Here is a 14,919-nt window from a genome sequence, read left to right as displayed (position 1 = left end):
CTTGGCCCTAGACTGGGTGACGTGACAGGGAGGATCCGGGAGAGCGACATCGCCGAGGTGCGCGATCGCAACCGGATCGACGACGTCGTCGGTGAGTACGTCGCGCTGCGCAACGCGGGTGGCGGCGCGCAGAAGGGCCTGTGCCCGTTCCACGACGAGAAGACCCCGTCGTTCAACGTCCGTCCCAGCCACGGCACCTTCCACTGCTTCGGCTGCGGCGAGGGCGGCGACGCGATCGCCTTCATCATGAAGATGGAGCACCTCGGCTTCGTCGAATCGGTGGAGCGGCTGGCCGACCGGGTCGGTCTCCAGCTCACCTACGAGGGCGGCACGCCGGGCCCCAAGCGCGATCGCGGCAGCCGGGCGCGCATGGTCGAGGCCCACCGCATCGCCGCCGAGTTCTACGCCGAGCAGCTGCGCTCGCCCGAGGCCCAGCCGGCCCGCGAGTACCTGACCACCCGCGGCTTCGACGAGGCCGCCGCCCAGCGCTTCGGCTGCGGATTCGCCCCCAGCGGCTGGGACAAGCTGACGAAGTTGCTGCTCAACAAGGGCTTCGAGGCCGAAGAGCTGATCAAGTGCGGCTTGTCGCGCGAGGGCAGGCGCGGTCCGATGGACCGCTTCCACCGTCGGCTGCTGTGGCCGTTGAAGGACCTCGGCGGTGACGTGGTCGGCTTCGGCGCGCGGCGGATCTTCGACGACGACCCGATCGAGGCGAAGTACGTCAACACCTCCGCCACGCCGATCTTCAACAAGTCGCAGGTGCTGTTCGGCATCGACCTGGCCAAGCGCGAGATCGCCAAGCGCCGGCAGGCCGTGGTCGTCGAGGGCTACACCGACGTGATGGCCATGCACCTGGCCGGTGTGCCCACCGCGGTCGCCTCGTGCGGCACGGCCTTCGGCGACGAGCACATCTCGGTGCTGCGGCGCCTGATGATGGACGACGACGCGTTCCGCGGCGAGGTCATCTTCACCTTCGACGGCGACGAGGCCGGGCAGAAGGCGGCGATGAAGGCCTTCGACGGGGAGCAGCAGTTCGCCGGCCAGACCTACGTGGCGATCACGCCGGACAACATGGACCCGTGCGAGCTGCGCGAGGCCCAGGGCGACGCCGCGGTGCGCGACCTGGTGGCCCGGCGCAGGCCGCTGTTCGAGTTCGCGATCCGCAGCCTGCTCACCGACTACGACCTGGACTCGGTGGACGGTCGCGTGGCCGCGCTCAAGCGCACGGTCCCGTTGATCGCCCAGATCAAGGACCCGGCCAGTCGTGACGGGTACGCGGCCCGGCTCGCCTGGTGGGCGGGCTGGAACGACGAGAACCAGGTGGTCAAGCGGGTTCGGGAGAGCTCAGGGGCCCCCGTCCGCAAGCAGCGCAGGCCGCGTCGCGAGGAGAACCAGCAGTCGCTGGGCATGGACGTCGAGCTGCCGTCGAAGCCGCCGAGGCACGATCCCCGCTGGTTGCAGCGGGAAGCGCTCAAGGCCGCGCTGCAGGTCCCGGCCCTGGCCGGTCCGCTCTACGATTCGCTGCCCGCCGAGGCGTTCACCGAGCCGATCTACGCGGAGGTGCAGAAGGCGCTGCTGACCGCAGGCGGAACGGCCTCGGGCCTGAGCGGCGCGACGCTGGTCGACGCCGTCTCGCAGCGCTGCGAGAGCCAGGTCGCGGCGCGGTTGTGCACCCAGCTCGCGGTCGAGGCGTTGGAGTGGACGACCGAGGACGACCCGCGCTACGTGGGCGCGATCATCGCGCGGTTGCAGGAACGCCTGGTCAGCAGGCAGATCGCGGACATCAAGTCGAAGGTCCAGCGGATGTCGCCGCTGGAGGACGCCGAGGAGTACAACGCCCTGTTCGGCGACATGGTCGCCCTGGAGGGATACCGCAAGGCACTGCTGGACCAGGCGATGGGAACGACCCTGTGATCAAGAGACTGCTGGCGAAGTTGAGCGGAACCGCGGAGGTCCCGGTGGACTTCCCGGGCAGCCTCGACGTCGACGAGCAGGTCCTGTCGGCCGCCGACGGCGAGGACGGCGCGGTGCTGGCCACCCACCTCGGCCTCTGGCTTCCGGAGGGGCGGCGGATCGGCTGGCACCTGGTCAGCAAGGCCACCTGGGGCGGCGGCGTGCTCACCGTGACGGAGGCCGAGGAATCCCGGCGGATCGACGGCGCGGTCTTCCTGCAGGATCTGCAACCCCGACGCCTGGTGCTGACCGGCGAGACGCGGTTGCCCGACGTGGTCCACGAGCGGGTCAACCGCTCGATCCGCTCCCGCCACCACCGGGAGCTGCCGGGCGGCGGCGCGTGGTTCCTCCAGCGCAAGGTTCCCGGCCGCAACGGCATCGAGCTCCAGATCCGTGCCGACCCGGGCACCGACGAGGCCGCCCTCGACCGGCTGGCCGGAGCTCTGGTACAGCGCCTGCGAGAGTCCCGCGACCTGCCTGCCTGAGCACTTCCGCCGCACCCTCGACGCGACCCTCGCGACCGGTATACGGTACGGGCGTACTGCTAGCGGAGGTGGCGGCATGTGGGATCCCGGCAAGTACCTGACCTTCAGCGACGAGCGCGATCGCCCGGCCTTCGACCTGCTCTCCAGAGTCCGCGCCGAGAGCCCCAGGCGGGTCGTCGATCTCGGGTGCGGTGCGGGGAATCTGACGTCGCTGCTCACCGGCCGTTGGCCGCGCGCCCAGGTCGAGGCGCTGGACTCCTCCGAGGCGATGGTCTCCGAAGCGCTCTCGCGGGGTGTCCCGGCGCGCGTGGAGGACGTGCGGGATTGGAAGCCGCAGCCGGACACCGATGTCGTCCTGTGCAACGCGGTCCTGCAGTGGATCCCGGACCACGTCGAACTGCTGCACCGCTGGTTCTCGCAGTTGCCCAGCGGTGCCTGGTTCACCTTCCAGGTGCCCGGCAACTTCGACGCCCCGTCGCACGCCACCATCCGCGAGCTCGCGTCGGAGCCGCGCTGGCGCGGGAAGCTCGACGGGGTGCTGCGCCACTCCGACGTCGTGCGCGGCCCGCTGGAGTACGCCGACGAGCTCGCCGATCCGGACCTCGAAGTCGACGCCTGGGAGACGACCTACGTGCACGCGCTGCGCGGCGACGCCCCGGTGCTGGAATGGGTGACCGGAACAGCGCTACGGCCGGTCCGAGCGGCATTGGACGACGAGGAGTGGACCGAGTTCCGAACCGAGTTGTCGAATCGGCTGTCCGCGGCTTATCCGAAACGTCCGGACGGAGTGACCTGGTTCCCCTTCCGCCGCGTCTTCGTCGTCGCTCACCGCGTGTGACCTGCACAGATGTTCGTGTCGAAGCTAACCGTGGGGGTGCCGTGAAACCCCTTCCGGGCATCAGCTAAAGTAGTTGTCACCACCGCGAGAGAGTGGCGGTGACAAGAGAACATTCCTCCGTAGCTCAATGGCAGAGCATTCGGCTGTTAACCGAAGGGTTACTGGTTCGAGTCCAGTCGGAGGAGCGCAAAGCCCAGACCAGCGGTCTGGGCTTTTTCGTGCCTTCCGGGCAAGGATCCCCACAACCGCCTGCTCGTGGGTGGGGCTTTCATGTCAACCCCCACCCACGAGAACCACTTCACCTCTTGCGCTTGCCCGCACCGCCGAACCGAGGCCAGGCGAACACGATGGCAGCGATGGCGAACAGCGCACCGACGAGACCGAGCGGGAAGATCGCCACCCAGCCGATCCACGCCCAGGGGCGTTCGACGTCGCGCACCACGGTCATCGTCGCGGGCCGGTGCCCGCCGTCGGGCAGGTTCTGCACGACGGGGAACCGCTGCCCGATGTTCTCGCTGGAGAAGTCGGTCTCGACGCTGACCGCGTTGCTCGTCGAGCCGTCCTGCCATCGCACCTGGAGAGCGCACTTCTCCCAGAAGTTCAGGAACAGCGGACCGTCCGACCAGCACTCCACCGGGGTGGCGCTGCCCGATCGCTGCTGCCTGCCGTCGACGTCCGACGCGGTCGCCCCGCTACCCACGAGCGCGATCACCCCGAGCGCACCGAAGAACAGCCCGATCACCAAACACACCGCAGCCAAGACGAGTCGCACATGAGCCGGGTCCTGCTGAGCCTTCTTCGTCTTGGTCACGGGCCCGCCTCCTTCTCCGCATTCGACGTCTGCTGCTGCCAGTTCTCATCTACTTCGCTGGCACCCTTGAGCGTCTCGCTGGTCCCCTTGACGATGTCGCCGCTGAGCATCGGCGTGAACTCGACACCATCGCTGACGAGCCGGCCCTCGGCGTTCCGCGTCGCGTTCGTGAACGCGCTGGGCTGAACCTTCCCCATGGCGTTGTCGACCGACTCGGCCATCGACCCGTTGAAACCGCTGCGCACCAGGTTCGATCTGCCGAACGAGCCGGCGAGGGTGTCGACCTTGCTGGCACCGGTGGCCACCAGCCTGCCAGCGTCGTCACCGACCTTGCCCAGGGCGCTGCCCAGCCTGCCCATCTGGCCGAGCAGGTCGCTGAGGTGGGTCATCAGCTTCGACAGCTGCTGCGTGACCTTGCCCATGGTTACGCCGACCCGGCTCACGATCCACGCCACGGCGGCGCCCAACGAGGCGCCGAACGTCACCCACGACGCGCCGAGCGCGATGAGGACGTAGCGGATGACCTCGCTGATGAGACTGGAGATGAGATCCCGGACGATCGAGCGCACGGTGCCGACGACGACGCCGGCGCCGTGAATCGCCCCGGCCACGCCGGTCGCACCGCTGCCCAAGCCGTCGACGAACCCGGAGAACTTCTCGGCAGCGGCTCGGTACGCGTCGCCCGCGTCGCCCTCCCAATCCTTCGTGTCTTTCTTGGCCTGGGTGCTGATCTCCTTGGCGAGCTCGTGCAGCTTCGCGGATTTGGTGTGCCAGTCCTGGCTGGCGGCTTTGATCGTGCGAGGATCGCCAAGCAGGTCGTCCAGCGGTTTCCGCAGGGGCTCGATGTGCTCGATGGCCCAGCTGATGCCCGCGCTGACGAGGGCGCCGAACGGGTCGACGACGGTTCCGAGCGCTTCCAGGCCGAGCCCGGCGCCCTGGGCGGCGACGTTGCCCCACTCGCCCTTCTCGATCCCATCGGAGAGCTTCACGACCGTGTCGACGGAACCCCCGCCTTCCGTGGCCGAGACGTTGTTCGCCATCAGGTCGCTCACACGCCCACCTTCCCGATCTTGTCCGCATTCGCGCTGTCAGTGTCGCCGTAGTCGGCCGCGCAGTCGCGCACCGCACCCGCGAGGTTCGATCCGGAATCGCTCACGGCTTTGATCGTGGTCGCGGCGTTCTGGGATTCCTGGCCCGCGCTCTCGGCGAAGAACTGGCCGAGCACGCCGTAGACCTCTCCGCCCAGAGCCGGGACATCGCCGACGATCTGGCCGATCTTGCCCGCGATCTCGTCGAGCTTGCCCGCGTGCGCGGTGAGTTCGTCGGGCAGCACCTTGAACTTGCTCATCGCGGTTTCACCTCAAGAAGGTCTCGTCGCCGAAGTCGTCCTCGTCCTGCTCGTTGTGCGACGAATCGGCGGTTTCGGGGTCGGGCGTCGGGAGCTGGCTGCGGAGGAAGTCCATCGTGTCCCCTTCGCCGATCAATGGTGCGAGCGCTTCGGTCGCCTTGTGGGCGACCTTGCCCTGCGCCTGCCCGACAGCTCGCATCAGCGCGGCGCTGAGCTCGGCGGGCGAGGTGCTACGGATGCGGTCGGAGAACTCCACGCCCTGCAGTACGCCACCGGCTCCGACGGTCACCGTGACTACCCCGGACGGATCGGAAGCGGTTTCTGTGACGGCGGACAGCTCCTCGCTGATCTGCTGAGAGCGGGCGATCATTTCCTCGCCCTGGTGCTCGTACTCGGCGATCCGTCGGCGGGCCTCTTCCTCGGTCGCAGCTCGTCCAAAGGGAGTGTCGATCATGTTCTCTCCTGGGTGGCTGAGGCGGTCCGAGGAACCGTCTCAAAGGTGGCCGGAGATCGTGAATGGATTAGTGAAGTTCATGCCGAATCAGGTGCGAATTGGGCTGGTTGCCCGCTTGACGCGCGAGTGTGCGCTGTCGTGCTCCGACCTCGGGTCATGCTGGGCGAGAGGGCTCACGCGATTGGTCGCTTCGCCTGCCTGCTCCGGTCGGCTTCGTGGGGGCGATGAGTTTCTGGTTCCCGGGTGGTCTCACCTTCGGGCGCGTCATCGGCGCCGGATCATCGTGAGGCAGGAGGCCCGCAGTGGGGAAGCAGGACCAACCGCACGTAGCACCTGACATCGTCGACCGCGCTCGGTTCGACGCTGCGCTCGCTGAACAAGTGGTGGCGGAGAAGGAGGTCACCCGGCACAACGACCGGGTTTCGGCAGGCCGCCGCAGGCTTCCGATGGTCGAGGTGCCCGACTACACCTTCACCGGTCCCAGCGGTCCGGTGCGGTTGACCGAGCTGTTCGGGGACGGCTACTTGCTCCTGGTGCAGAACGTCATGTTCGGCACCGACTGGGAACGCGGTTGCCCGAGCTGCACGTGGGCGGTCGACAACCTGCCCGCCGACATGCGCCGGTTGACCGACGAGGGGATCGCTTTCGCGATGGTCTCGCAGGCCCCGATCGAGAAGCTCGAGGCGTGGCGGGCGATGAAGGGCTGGGATCACCTCTGGGTGTCGTCGGCCGGGACCGGCTACCACTACGACTGGGGCTGGACGCAGCAGGACGATCAGGGCGTGGAGCGGCCGCAGCCCGGCTACTCCTACTACCTACTCAAGGACGGCACGCCCTACCTGACCTACATGACCACCGCTCGCGGCACCGAGGCGATCCTGCCGGTGGCCGGGATCATGGACCGCACGGTCTACGGCCGTCAGCAGGAATGGGAGGACAGCCCGGCCGGGTGGCCGCAATACCCGACGTACGGCTGACCACCCGACATCGCTAGCGTGTTCGGTCGTGGCGAAGCTCTACTTCCGGTACGGGGCGATGAACTCCGGCAAGTCGACGGCGTTGATCCAGGTCGCGCACAACTACAAGGAGCGCGGGCAGCAGGTCTTCGTGGTCAAGCCCGAGATCGACACCAAGAGCCCCGTGGTGCTGTCGCGGATCAGCGTGACGCGGGAAGTCGACATCGTTCTGGACGCCGACACGCCTCTGCGCGACGTCGTGCTGGCGGCAGGCGTTCCGGACTGCGTGCTCGTCGACGAAGCGCAGTTCCTCACCGGAGTGCAGGTCGAGGACCTGTTCCGGCTGGCCGTTCTCGACGGGATCCCGGTGATCGCCTACGGGCTGCGCAACGATTTCCGCACTCGCGGCTTCCCCGGGAGCCTGCGGCTGATGGAGCTGGCGCACTCCATCGAAGAGCTCAAGACGATCTGCCGATGCGGCCGCAAGGCGACGCTCAACGCGCGCACGGTCGACGGCGTGTTCACCCAGGACGGCGACCAGGTCGCCATCGACGGAGACGTCGGCTACGAATCCATGTGCGGCACTTGCTACCTCCACAAGGTCGGCACGCTCGGCTGACGAGGAGGACACGTGATCCGGCCCGCGATCGCCGCCGACGCCGAAGCCCTGTCGAGGCTGGCGCGAGACGCCTACGCCCACTACGTCGAGCGCATCGGTGCCGAGCCCGCTCCGATGACCGAGGACTACGCGGCGCTGATCGCCTCCGGTGACGTGTGGGTCGCCGAGGAGCGGGGCGAGGCGGTGGGACTGCTCGTTCTCCGGTGCAGACCCGGGTACCTGCTGCTGGAGAACGTCGCCGTGTCCCCGGCGGCTCAAGGCGAGGGCATCGGCAGGTGTCTCCTCGACTTCGCCGACGCCCGAGCCCGCGAGCGAGGACTCGACGAGATCCGCCTCTACACCAACGAGTCCATGACCGAGAACCTCGCCTACTACCCGCGGATGGGCTACGCCGAGACCCACCGCGCGGTCGAGAACGGTTACCACCGGGTCTTCTTCACCAAACGGCTCTAGATCCGAGTTCGCCGGTTCGGCCGGAGATCGGTGGTGTTCGCGCGTGCATCGCAGAAGCTCTCCCAGCCCCGCTGGTGATGTCCCGAAGCGGTTCCCGGTGACGAATTCGCGTGCGGTGTCCGCCCTCCGAGCGAGGTGGGCCCGCCCGAGGACGCCCGTGGGCGGGCAGGTCGCGAGATCCTGCCCGCCCGCAGCCGGTCACTCGAAGTCGCAGCGCACCTCGGGGGCCTCGGCCGTGCCGGTGGCCTGGCACGCCAGCGTCGAGCCGTCCACCAGCGGTCCGTTGCGGTTGATGTGCTTTCCGGCGACGAAGAAGTCGACCGTCGAGAACCCGTCGCCCTGGACGTCGCGCGTGGTGTTCGGGTCCATCGTGGAACCGAACCCGTCCCCGTTGGTGTTGAGCACCCGGTACTCCAGCGCGTAGTCACCCGAGGTGATGCGCACCTCGGGCACGTTCTGGGTCTGCGCCGGCGCCTGGACGGCGTTCGCCGCGGGCTGCTGCGCGACGTCCTGCGCGGGGCCTGCGATGGCTGCCGCGCCGACTCCCGCGATCGTCCCGAAGGCCAGCGCCCCGGCGACCACGACGCGCTTGGTGTTGATGAACGACATGCTGTCTCCCTCAGTCGAAGTATCAATTCACTAGTTAACTAGTGAATTGAGTCTAAGCTAGCAGGTGTGGGCAAGGGAGCACCGCAATCGAGGCAGGTTTGGTCCGAAATGATCACGATCAGCACCCGTTCGCCGGAAGAACCCGCCGAGCAGGTGCAGTAGCCGGAACTTCGGGAGGCCGGCCGGCGTTGGGGGAGTGGAGAAGGCAACAACCGGGGGAGAGATCGTGGCGTACGAGTACAAGGTCGTGGAGCTTCGGGAGAAGTGGCTCGGCGGCAAGATGTCCGGCGAGAAGCTCGAGAAGGTGCTCAACGACGAGGCCGCCCAGGGCTGGCAGCTCAAGGCGATCACGGGTGCCGACGTGAAGGGCCGCATGGGGCCGGGAGGCGTCGAGGGCTTGCTGGTGACCTTCGAGCGTCAGGCCTGATTCACAGCCAGTTGCGCCGCTTGAAGATCGCGTAGAGGCTCACGCAGACCACGAGCATCAGCATGATCGCGAACGGGTAGCCCAGCGACCAGTGCAGTTCGGGGATGATGTCGAAGTTCATCCCGTACACGGTGCCGATCAGGGTCGGGGCGAACAGGATCGCTGCCCACGACGAGATCCGCTTGAGCTCCTCGTTCTGCGCGTAGCTGGCCTCGGTCATGCGCTTCATCTCCTCGTTCTGCGCCTGCGTGACCAGCGTGGCGTTGACGGTGAGGATGTTGTCGAGCATCTCCCGGAAGGCGTCGACGCGTTCGGCGACCGTCGTGGCGTGGTCGGCGACGTCGCGGAGGTAGCGCTGCAGCTCCTCGTCGATCTCGTACTTCTCGAACCCAGCTTCCAGGCTGCGCAGGATCGCCAGCAGCGGCCTGGTGGCGCGCTGGAACTCGATGACCTCGCGGGACAGCTCGTAGATGCGCCGGGACACGTGCGGATCGGAGCTGAAGACCTCGGTCTCGATCTCGTCGATGTCGTTCTGCAGGCCCGCGATGACCGGCGCGTACCCGTCCACCACGTGGTCGAGCACGGCGTAGAGCACCGCTTCCGGGCCGCGCCGGAGCAGTTCCGGTTCGGTTTCCATCCGCCTGCGCACGACCGAGAGGTCCGGCGCCTGCCCGTGGCGGACGGTGAGCACGAAGTTCGGGCCGATGAACAGGTGCAGCTCGCCGAAGCTGACCTCTTCGACGTCGTCGAGGTAGGTGGCGGCGCGGAGCACCACGAACAGCGTGTCGCCGTAGCGCTCGATCTTGGGCCGCTGGTGGGCGACGATCGCGTCTTCGACCGCGAGCTTGTGCAGATCGAATTCCTCCGCCGCGGCCAGCAGCTCCTCATCGGCCGGTCGGTACAGGCCGATCCAGGCCATCGTCCCGTCAGCGCCGGGCAGCCGGCGGTAGGTCTCACCGAGGCTCGGCGGGGTCGAGATCCGCACGCCGTCGCGGTAGATCGCGGTGTCGATCAGCGGTCGATCGGCCAGCGGCCGGTCGTCCTCGGGGCGCGGGTCCATCGAGTGCTCGGGCGCCGTCTCCTCGCGGAGCACCGGCTCGGTGTGCCTGCCACGCCTGCGCAGCGGACGTGGGCGCCATTCGGGCACGGTGACCTCCCGAGGTCGTCGGGGCGGACGATCGAGTCGAGCGTACCCAGCCGTGCCCGATGCGCGCTGGACCCGGGCAGACATCACAGCCGCCACGACCCCGCGGGTCGCGGCGGCTGAGTGCTCGTGGATCAGGGTTTGCGGCCGACTCCCGCCCAGACGACGGAGTCGTTCGGGCTGTCGAACTCGATCACCGGCGCGTTCTCACCGGTTTCCTCCGGGTGCCACAGCGGCGTCCAGGTGCAGCCCGGCTCCACGAGCTCGTAGTCGCCGAAGAAGTCCTCGATCTCGTTGTGCGGGCGCCAGATGACGGGAGTGGCCGACTTGTCGTACATCTTCCCGAACTCGGCCATCTCGGCCTTGCGCTTGTCCGGCACGTCGTCGGCGGTGCCGTGGGTGATCACCAGGTAGGAGCCCTGGGGCAGCAGCTCGCGGAACCGCGCGACGGCCTGCGGACCGATGTCCTCGCCGTTCGGGCCGGGCTGCGTCACGTGCAGCACGGCGATCAGGAGCAGCGCCACCGGCTGTTCGGGGTCGATGACCCCGCTGTCCTCGATCTGCTTCCACAACCGGTCGGGTTCGCGCAGGTCCCCGTGCAGCACGTCGTGCTTGCCGATGACGTCGTCCTCCTCGAGCAGGATGCGCGAGTGGGCGACGGCGACCGGTTCGTTGTCGACGTACACGCAGCTGGCGTCGTCCACGATCTCGTCGGCGACCTGGTGGGTGCTGCCCATGGTCGGAACGCCGGACCCGATGTCGATGAACTGCCTGATGCCCTGCTTGCAGAGGTACCGCACGACGCGGTGCAGGAAGAGCCGGTTGGCCTTGGCGGCCGGCGCGACGAACGGGTAGCGCTCCAGCGCCCTCTCACCGAAGACGCGATCCACCGCGTAGTTGGCCCTGCCGCCGAGGTAGTAGTCGTAGACCCGGGCGACGTTGGGGTGTTCCAGGTCCACACCTTCAGGCGCGAACATCTCCGCCCTCGACTGACTCACGGTCTTACCCCTTCGCGGTACGCGTACTTCTCTGACGCATCGTAGCGATCACGTCACGCTCGCATGCCGCCGTAGTCTGCCACCGAACGGGTGGCGCGGTCATGCACCTATCGGGTTGATTCCCCTCCGGTTCCGGGGGAGCCGGAAAACACCCGCTGTGATCTCCGCAGGGACGGGGCCTCAAGCTCGGACGCACCCGCGGATCCGCTCCGCGCCCCGGAGAATCGGAGAAAATCGGGCCGTTCGCGCTCGTTTCGGGCGTGACGGGCGGTGGATCGAATTCGCATTCGATCCACTTTGATCGATTCCGAAGGCGACATCAACGCGGTTCACTCGCGAACCGGATGATCCGCCCCGATCGGCGGTTCCGGCAGAGGCCACCCTGAACGAAGATCGATGTTGGCGGATGCGAGAATCATGGTGCGGTCGGCGAGGTTCCAGCGTGGCGACGTCCCGGCCGACCAGCATCGCCAGTCCGCACGCCGCGGACCGTCGGCCGGATAACGATCCAGGGTCGAAATGCGCGATGTCGCCTCAGTTCGGCTCGCGGCCAACGGCATCGGTGCGGATGATTCGTGCTAAGCCTCGTGGCTCGCGGGAGCCGCTGGGATCGACCGCGTTGGATGATTCGATCGATTTCCGACCGAGACGAATTCGTGATGCGATTCGGCGCAACGGTTGTCCGTTCGCGCTCCGTCCTTCGAATGCAGGTGGTCGTTCGAGGGAACTGACAAGGACGGGGGAGTCAGATGTCCGCACCAGGAATCGGCAAGGAACGCCACATCACGCTGCCGGATTTCGATTCGGTGGCCAAGCTGCCGAAACCGATCAAGGCAGTCGTTTACCTGATCATCATGTCCGTGCTGACCGTGGCCGCCATCGGGGCTCTGATGGCCACCATCGCGATCATCGGGCAGCTGTCCGGAGCGTTCGACGTCTTCCGCCTCCTCGGCTGAAGAGACCGACACCTTCGGCGAAGGCCCGGCGCCCCCCACAGGCGCCGGGCCTTCGTCATGTCCGGGTCCCGCGCGCGGATCACTCCGGTCGCGCGATCGCGCGGCAGCACCGATACTCGGGCGTCCCTGGTGCGGTTGCGGTGGAGGTGCGTTGATGGGCAGACCGCTCGCGACCACAGCCCTCGCGGTGGCGCTGCTCGCCTGCGAGGGCGCCCCGAGCGACCTCGCACCACCCCCGGCCCCGGCCCGCACGAGCGTGGAGCGCACGGCCGCTCCCGAAGAATTCCCGCGATATTCCGGATGCGCGAACTCCGTCGAGGAATACGACGATCCACCGGGATTCGCGCAATGCGGCAGCATCTGCGACCGAGAACCGGTCAGCGGTGAACAAACACCGTTCTCACCAGTGCGAACGTGTTGAGGACCAACACCCCGGAGCGCTGATTCGCGACTCCGCTCGCGACGATCAGTAGACCACCCGCCGCAAACCTGATGCGCTGGGTTTCCGCCGTTCCGCCCAATATCATGTTGGGCCGTCCGGCCGGAACACCCGGCGACCCCGCTCTGTGACGCCCTCGATACGATCCCCGATACCGAGCACCCCGCGGGGGCAGTAGCTCAGCTGGTCAGAGCAGCGGACTCATAATCCGTCAGGTCGTGGGTTCAAGTCCCACCTGCCCCACTTTCCCCGGTCAGAATGCGATTCTGCGATCTTTCCGCGGGAATGCGCGCACGAGGATTCAGGCGCGCTGATCCAGGATGTCGCGCTCGGGGTCTCGGCGCGGTTGCCGCGCGGCGTGAGGACGCGTCCGGTGTGGATCTGGGGTCGAGAGTTCTGCGGTGCTCTTCGATTTCAGCCGGCTCGGTCCTGCTTGAACGCGGGGCGGGCGGTCGGCGGGATCCCGGGCGGCGGGATCAGGTGTCGAAAGGGGTGCGGAGCTCGCGCATTCCGGCTTCGCTGTGGTCAGCGTGCGGCTGATGTTCTTGCGCGTGAGCGGGTTCCGGCTCGACGAACTGGATCGGGGCGATCTCGTTCGGAGCTCCCTGCTCGGGAACCGGCGTCTCGGCGGACGCGGGTTGTGCGGCGGTGATGGGATTCCTCCCGGTAGAAGCACACCGGCTGCTCACCCGGAGGTGAGCAGCCGGCGGCGTTCGTGAGCTACGAGGTTCAGACGCGAACCGAGCTGGCCTGCGGGCCCTTCGGGCCCTGCGTGACCTCGAAGGTGACCTGCTGGTCCTCTTCGAGGCTGCGGAAGCCGCTGGCCTCGATGGCCGAGTAGTGGACGAAGACGTCCGGGCCACCGTCGTTCGGGGCGATGAAGCCGAAGCCCTTTTCAGCGTTGAACCACTTCACGGTTCCCTGTGCCATGTTTGTCTCCTCCTGGGAGCTGGAGCGTGTGACGGGCGCCCACACTGCGTGGGAGCCCGGGCCGGGGATCTCGAACGGCGGCTTTCCAGCTACAACCACGGACAGCTGCTCGCTCGCATCAAATCCTGCGAGCGTGCGCAAACACGAACCCAGAAATACAACGACCGGCGCCAAGCTTACACACCACCCGCCGCAGTCCACCCCGACGCCGACGCATCCACCCTTTTGGGTGAACGACTCAGGTAGTGACCAGGCGTTTCTCCTGACCGCGAGATGCCTTGCGCGATGGGCACACCGCCCCTGCGCCCGTACGGGAAGGGGAAATTCGATGTCGCGGCGGCGCAGTGGTGGTTACGGTCTGGATCATGTTGGCCGAGGATCTGGTGGCGGCGCCGCGGGGTCGGCGGATGTGCTTCAGCGCGGTCTCCGATCGGTGGACGCCCGCGCTGCCCGACGAGCTCGTCGACGTCCTGAACGCCGTCGACCCCGACGCGGTCGAGGCGTTGTCGGACTGGAGCGAGGCCGCCATGCTCGTGCCGTTCGCGAACTCGGTCGACCGGGCGATGTACTGGCAGGAACCGGACGACATCGATCAGGCGCTCGCCGCTCCGGAGGTCCGCGCGGCGTTGTTGCCGGTCGCCCGCGCCGTCGCCTCGGCGCCCTCTGCTCGGTGGTGGTCGTCGCCCGTCGACCTCGGCGCACAGGTCGCGGCGACGACCGATCCGAGCGGCGAGGTGCCCGAGGTCAGACCAGCGGCCGAAGTGCTCGCCGAAGGACGGGCGGAGACGCTCGATGACGAGCACCGTTCCCGGAAGCGACCCGCCGACCCGAACGCGTCGTTCAGCGGCTTCTGGTGGTCCACGCCGTCGCGCCACCTGGTCAACAGCACCCGAGCTCGTCCGGTAGCGCTCGGGCTCTGCCTGGAGGAGGACAGCTTCGGGCCCGAATGGGCATGGTGCCGGTCCGTGCGACCGACCGGTGAGCCGCGCGTCTACGAGATCGCCGGACCGCGAGACTGGTGCGCGCTGGCCGAGCGCTACCCGATGGACGTCACGCTCGCCCGCAAGCACGACTGGTACCGGGTCACCGGCATGACCGGGCGCTGGGTGATCCCGGACTGGGAAGCCGTCGCCGCTGACCACGACGCCGTGCACCTCACCCTCACCGGCTACCTCACCACCGCGGGGCGCGCGCTGCCGGTCGGCGACGCGCGCACCGTGCTCGCGGGCTGGGATCCCGACCAGACCTTCTGGTTCACCGATGCGCTCGACGTCGGCGAACCCGTCCTCTGGCGCGGCGAGCCCGACGACCTCGAGAGCTGGGCGCCCGCCGCACCCGGCGAACGCCCGCCCGAGTCACCCGCCCAGCCGAAGCGCCCGCGAGGCTGGCGCCTCCTGCTCCGGGCCCTGCGAACGCGGCCGGGCAGCGTCGTGCGGTGGAACGACTAGGAGCTGTTTAGGAACTGATCTTGGTGAGGTCGCGGAGCCAGATGTCGATGG

General features: G+C 67.9%; 17 protein-coding genes and 2 tRNA genes. 11 read left to right on the top strand and 8 right to left on the bottom strand.

From position 1 onward, the window contains the following. Window positions 1–21 precede the first annotated feature (21 nt). The 4 genes from dnaG (at window position 22) to ACYVF3_RS10835 (ending at window position 3,461) form a co-directional block, all read left to right on the top strand. Window positions 22–1,914, top strand: a complete 1,893-nt coding sequence (dnaG, locus tag ACYVF3_RS10850; RefSeq protein WP_461154092.1) for a DNA primase — start codon at window positions 22–24, stop codon at window positions 1,912–1,914. After that, entirely contained in the window at window positions 1,911–2,438 is a 528-nt protein-coding gene (locus tag ACYVF3_RS10845) for a hypothetical protein (RefSeq protein WP_461154091.1), read from the top strand. Before dnaG ends, ACYVF3_RS10845 begins: the two co-directional genes overlap by 4 nt. Before the next feature lie 76 nt (window positions 2,439–2,514). Further along, complete coding sequence (locus ACYVF3_RS10840; RefSeq protein WP_461154090.1) at window positions 2,515–3,276, top strand: trans-aconitate 2-methyltransferase; 762 nt, start codon at window positions 2,515–2,517, stop codon at window positions 3,274–3,276. Window positions 3,277–3,389: 113 nt separating this feature from the next. Continuing rightward, window positions 3,390–3,461, top strand: a tRNA-Asn gene (locus ACYVF3_RS10835). A gap of 113 nt (window positions 3,462–3,574) precedes the next feature. Here the strand turns inward: ACYVF3_RS10835 and ACYVF3_RS10830 are convergent. Genes ACYVF3_RS10830 through ACYVF3_RS10815 form a run of 4 tightly spaced genes read right to left on the bottom strand, consistent with a single transcriptional unit; the run spans window position 3,575 to window position 5,889 of the window. Beyond that, on the bottom strand, window positions 3,575–4,087 hold the full coding sequence (locus ACYVF3_RS10830) for a DUF6346 domain-containing protein (protein WP_461154089.1): 513 nt from the start codon (window positions 4,085–4,087) through the stop codon (window positions 3,575–3,577). Beyond that, window positions 4,084–5,139 (bottom strand): WXG100 family type VII secretion target, encoded by a 1,056-nt coding sequence (locus ACYVF3_RS10825; RefSeq protein ID WP_461154088.1) that lies wholly within the window; start codon window positions 5,137–5,139, stop codon window positions 4,084–4,086. The genes ACYVF3_RS10830 and ACYVF3_RS10825 overlap by 4 nt, the downstream gene beginning before the upstream one ends. Continuing rightward, on the bottom strand, window positions 5,136–5,435 hold the full coding sequence (locus ACYVF3_RS10820) for a type VII secretion target (RefSeq protein WP_461154087.1): 300 nt from the start codon (window positions 5,433–5,435) through the stop codon (window positions 5,136–5,138). Before ACYVF3_RS10820 ends, ACYVF3_RS10825 begins: the two co-directional genes overlap by 4 nt. 7 nt (window positions 5,436–5,442) lie before the next feature. Further along, window positions 5,443–5,889 (bottom strand): YbaB/EbfC family nucleoid-associated protein, encoded by a 447-nt coding sequence (locus ACYVF3_RS10815; RefSeq protein ID WP_461154086.1) that lies wholly within the window; start codon window positions 5,887–5,889, stop codon window positions 5,443–5,445. 302 nt (window positions 5,890–6,191) lie between these two features. Here ACYVF3_RS10815 and ACYVF3_RS10810 point away from each other — a divergent pair, with 302 nt between their 5' ends. Genes ACYVF3_RS10810 through ACYVF3_RS10800 form a run of 3 tightly spaced genes read left to right on the top strand, consistent with a single transcriptional unit; the run spans window position 6,192 to window position 7,917 of the window. After that, on the top strand, window positions 6,192–6,866 hold the full coding sequence (locus tag ACYVF3_RS10810; RefSeq protein WP_461154085.1) for a DUF899 family protein: 675 nt from the start codon (window positions 6,192–6,194) through the stop codon (window positions 6,864–6,866). A gap of 28 nt (window positions 6,867–6,894) precedes the next feature. Next, on the top strand, window positions 6,895–7,464 hold the full coding sequence (locus ACYVF3_RS10805; protein WP_461154084.1) for a thymidine kinase: 570 nt from the start codon (window positions 6,895–6,897) through the stop codon (window positions 7,462–7,464). Window positions 7,465–7,476: 12 nt separating this feature from the next. After that, window positions 7,477–7,917, top strand: coding sequence for a GNAT family N-acetyltransferase (locus ACYVF3_RS10800; protein WP_461154083.1), 441 nt, complete (start codon window positions 7,477–7,479; stop codon window positions 7,915–7,917). A gap of 198 nt (window positions 7,918–8,115) precedes the next feature. Here ACYVF3_RS10800 and ACYVF3_RS10795 read toward each other — a convergent pair whose 3' ends face one another. Continuing rightward, window positions 8,116–8,526: a hypothetical protein gene (locus ACYVF3_RS10795; protein ID WP_461154082.1), complete on the bottom strand. Its 411-nt coding sequence runs from the start codon at window positions 8,524–8,526 to the stop codon at window positions 8,116–8,118. A gap of 226 nt (window positions 8,527–8,752) precedes the next feature. On the opposite strand from ACYVF3_RS10795, the gene ACYVF3_RS10790 reads away from it, so the two are divergent. After that, window positions 8,753–8,953 carry a DUF4177 domain-containing protein gene (locus ACYVF3_RS10790; RefSeq protein WP_461154081.1) on the top strand — a complete coding sequence of 67 codons (201 nt, stop codon included), beginning with the start codon at window positions 8,753–8,755 and terminating at the stop codon, window positions 8,951–8,953. 1 nt (window position 8,954) lies between these two features. Here ACYVF3_RS10790 and corA read toward each other — a convergent pair whose 3' ends face one another. Further along, the gene (gene corA, locus ACYVF3_RS10785; protein ID WP_461154080.1) at window positions 8,955–10,100 is read right to left on the bottom strand and encodes a magnesium/cobalt transporter CorA; all 1,146 of its coding nucleotides are present in this window, start codon (window positions 10,098–10,100) and stop codon (window positions 8,955–8,957) included. Window positions 10,101–10,231: 131 nt separating this feature from the next. Beyond that, a complete protein-coding gene (locus tag ACYVF3_RS10780) occupies window positions 10,232–11,095 on the bottom strand; it encodes an SAM-dependent methyltransferase (protein ID WP_461154079.1) in 864 nt (287 codons plus the stop codon). A gap of 749 nt (window positions 11,096–11,844) precedes the next feature. Between ACYVF3_RS10780 and ACYVF3_RS10775 the strand changes: the two genes are divergently transcribed. Both ACYVF3_RS10775 and ACYVF3_RS10770 read left to right on the top strand, forming a co-directional pair. Continuing rightward, window positions 11,845–12,051: a hypothetical protein gene (locus ACYVF3_RS10775; protein ID WP_145745554.1), complete on the top strand. Its 207-nt coding sequence runs from the start codon at window positions 11,845–11,847 to the stop codon at window positions 12,049–12,051. A gap of 607 nt (window positions 12,052–12,658) precedes the next feature. Continuing rightward, window positions 12,659–12,733, top strand: a tRNA-Ile gene (locus tag ACYVF3_RS10770). A 486-nt stretch (window positions 12,734–13,219) separates the two neighbouring features. Here ACYVF3_RS10770 and ACYVF3_RS10765 read toward each other — a convergent pair. After that, window positions 13,220–13,420 carry a cold-shock protein gene (locus ACYVF3_RS10765; RefSeq protein WP_145745597.1) on the bottom strand — a complete coding sequence of 67 codons (201 nt, stop codon included), beginning with the start codon at window positions 13,418–13,420 and terminating at the stop codon, window positions 13,220–13,222. Between the two features lie 365 nt (window positions 13,421–13,785). Here ACYVF3_RS10765 and ACYVF3_RS10760 point away from each other — a divergent pair, with 365 nt between their 5' ends. After that, on the top strand, window positions 13,786–14,868 hold the full coding sequence (locus ACYVF3_RS10760; RefSeq protein WP_461154078.1) for a hypothetical protein: 1,083 nt from the start codon (window positions 13,786–13,788) through the stop codon (window positions 14,866–14,868). The last annotated feature ends 51 nt before the right edge of the window (window positions 14,869–14,919 follow it).

The organism is Saccharopolyspora tripterygii (assembly GCF_054778355.1).
Note: the sequence above shows the minus strand (reverse complement) of the source record. Positions and strands in the feature narration are given on the sequence as shown.

Coding starts and splice junctions, on each gene's coding strand:
- ACYVF3_RS10795 (WP_461154082.1), bottom strand. CDS start 8,526: ATGTCGTTCATCAACACCAAGCGCGTCGTGGTCGCCGGGGCGCTGGCC.
- ACYVF3_RS10765 (WP_145745597.1), bottom strand. CDS start 13,420: ATGGCACAGGGAACCGTGAAGTGGTTCAACGCTGAAAAGGGCTTCGGC.
- ACYVF3_RS10815 (WP_461154086.1), bottom strand. CDS start 5,889: ATGATCGACACTCCCTTTGGACGAGCTGCGACCGAGGAAGAGGCCCGC.
- ACYVF3_RS10820 (WP_461154087.1), bottom strand. CDS start 5,435: ATGAGCAAGTTCAAGGTGCTGCCCGACGAACTCACCGCGCACGCGGGC.
- ACYVF3_RS10760 (WP_461154078.1), top strand. CDS start 13,786: ATGTTGGCCGAGGATCTGGTGGCGGCGCCGCGGGGTCGGCGGATGTGC.
- ACYVF3_RS10840 (WP_461154090.1), top strand. CDS start 2,515: ATGTGGGATCCCGGCAAGTACCTGACCTTCAGCGACGAGCGCGATCGC.
- ACYVF3_RS10775 (WP_145745554.1), top strand. CDS start 11,845: ATGTCCGCACCAGGAATCGGCAAGGAACGCCACATCACGCTGCCGGAT.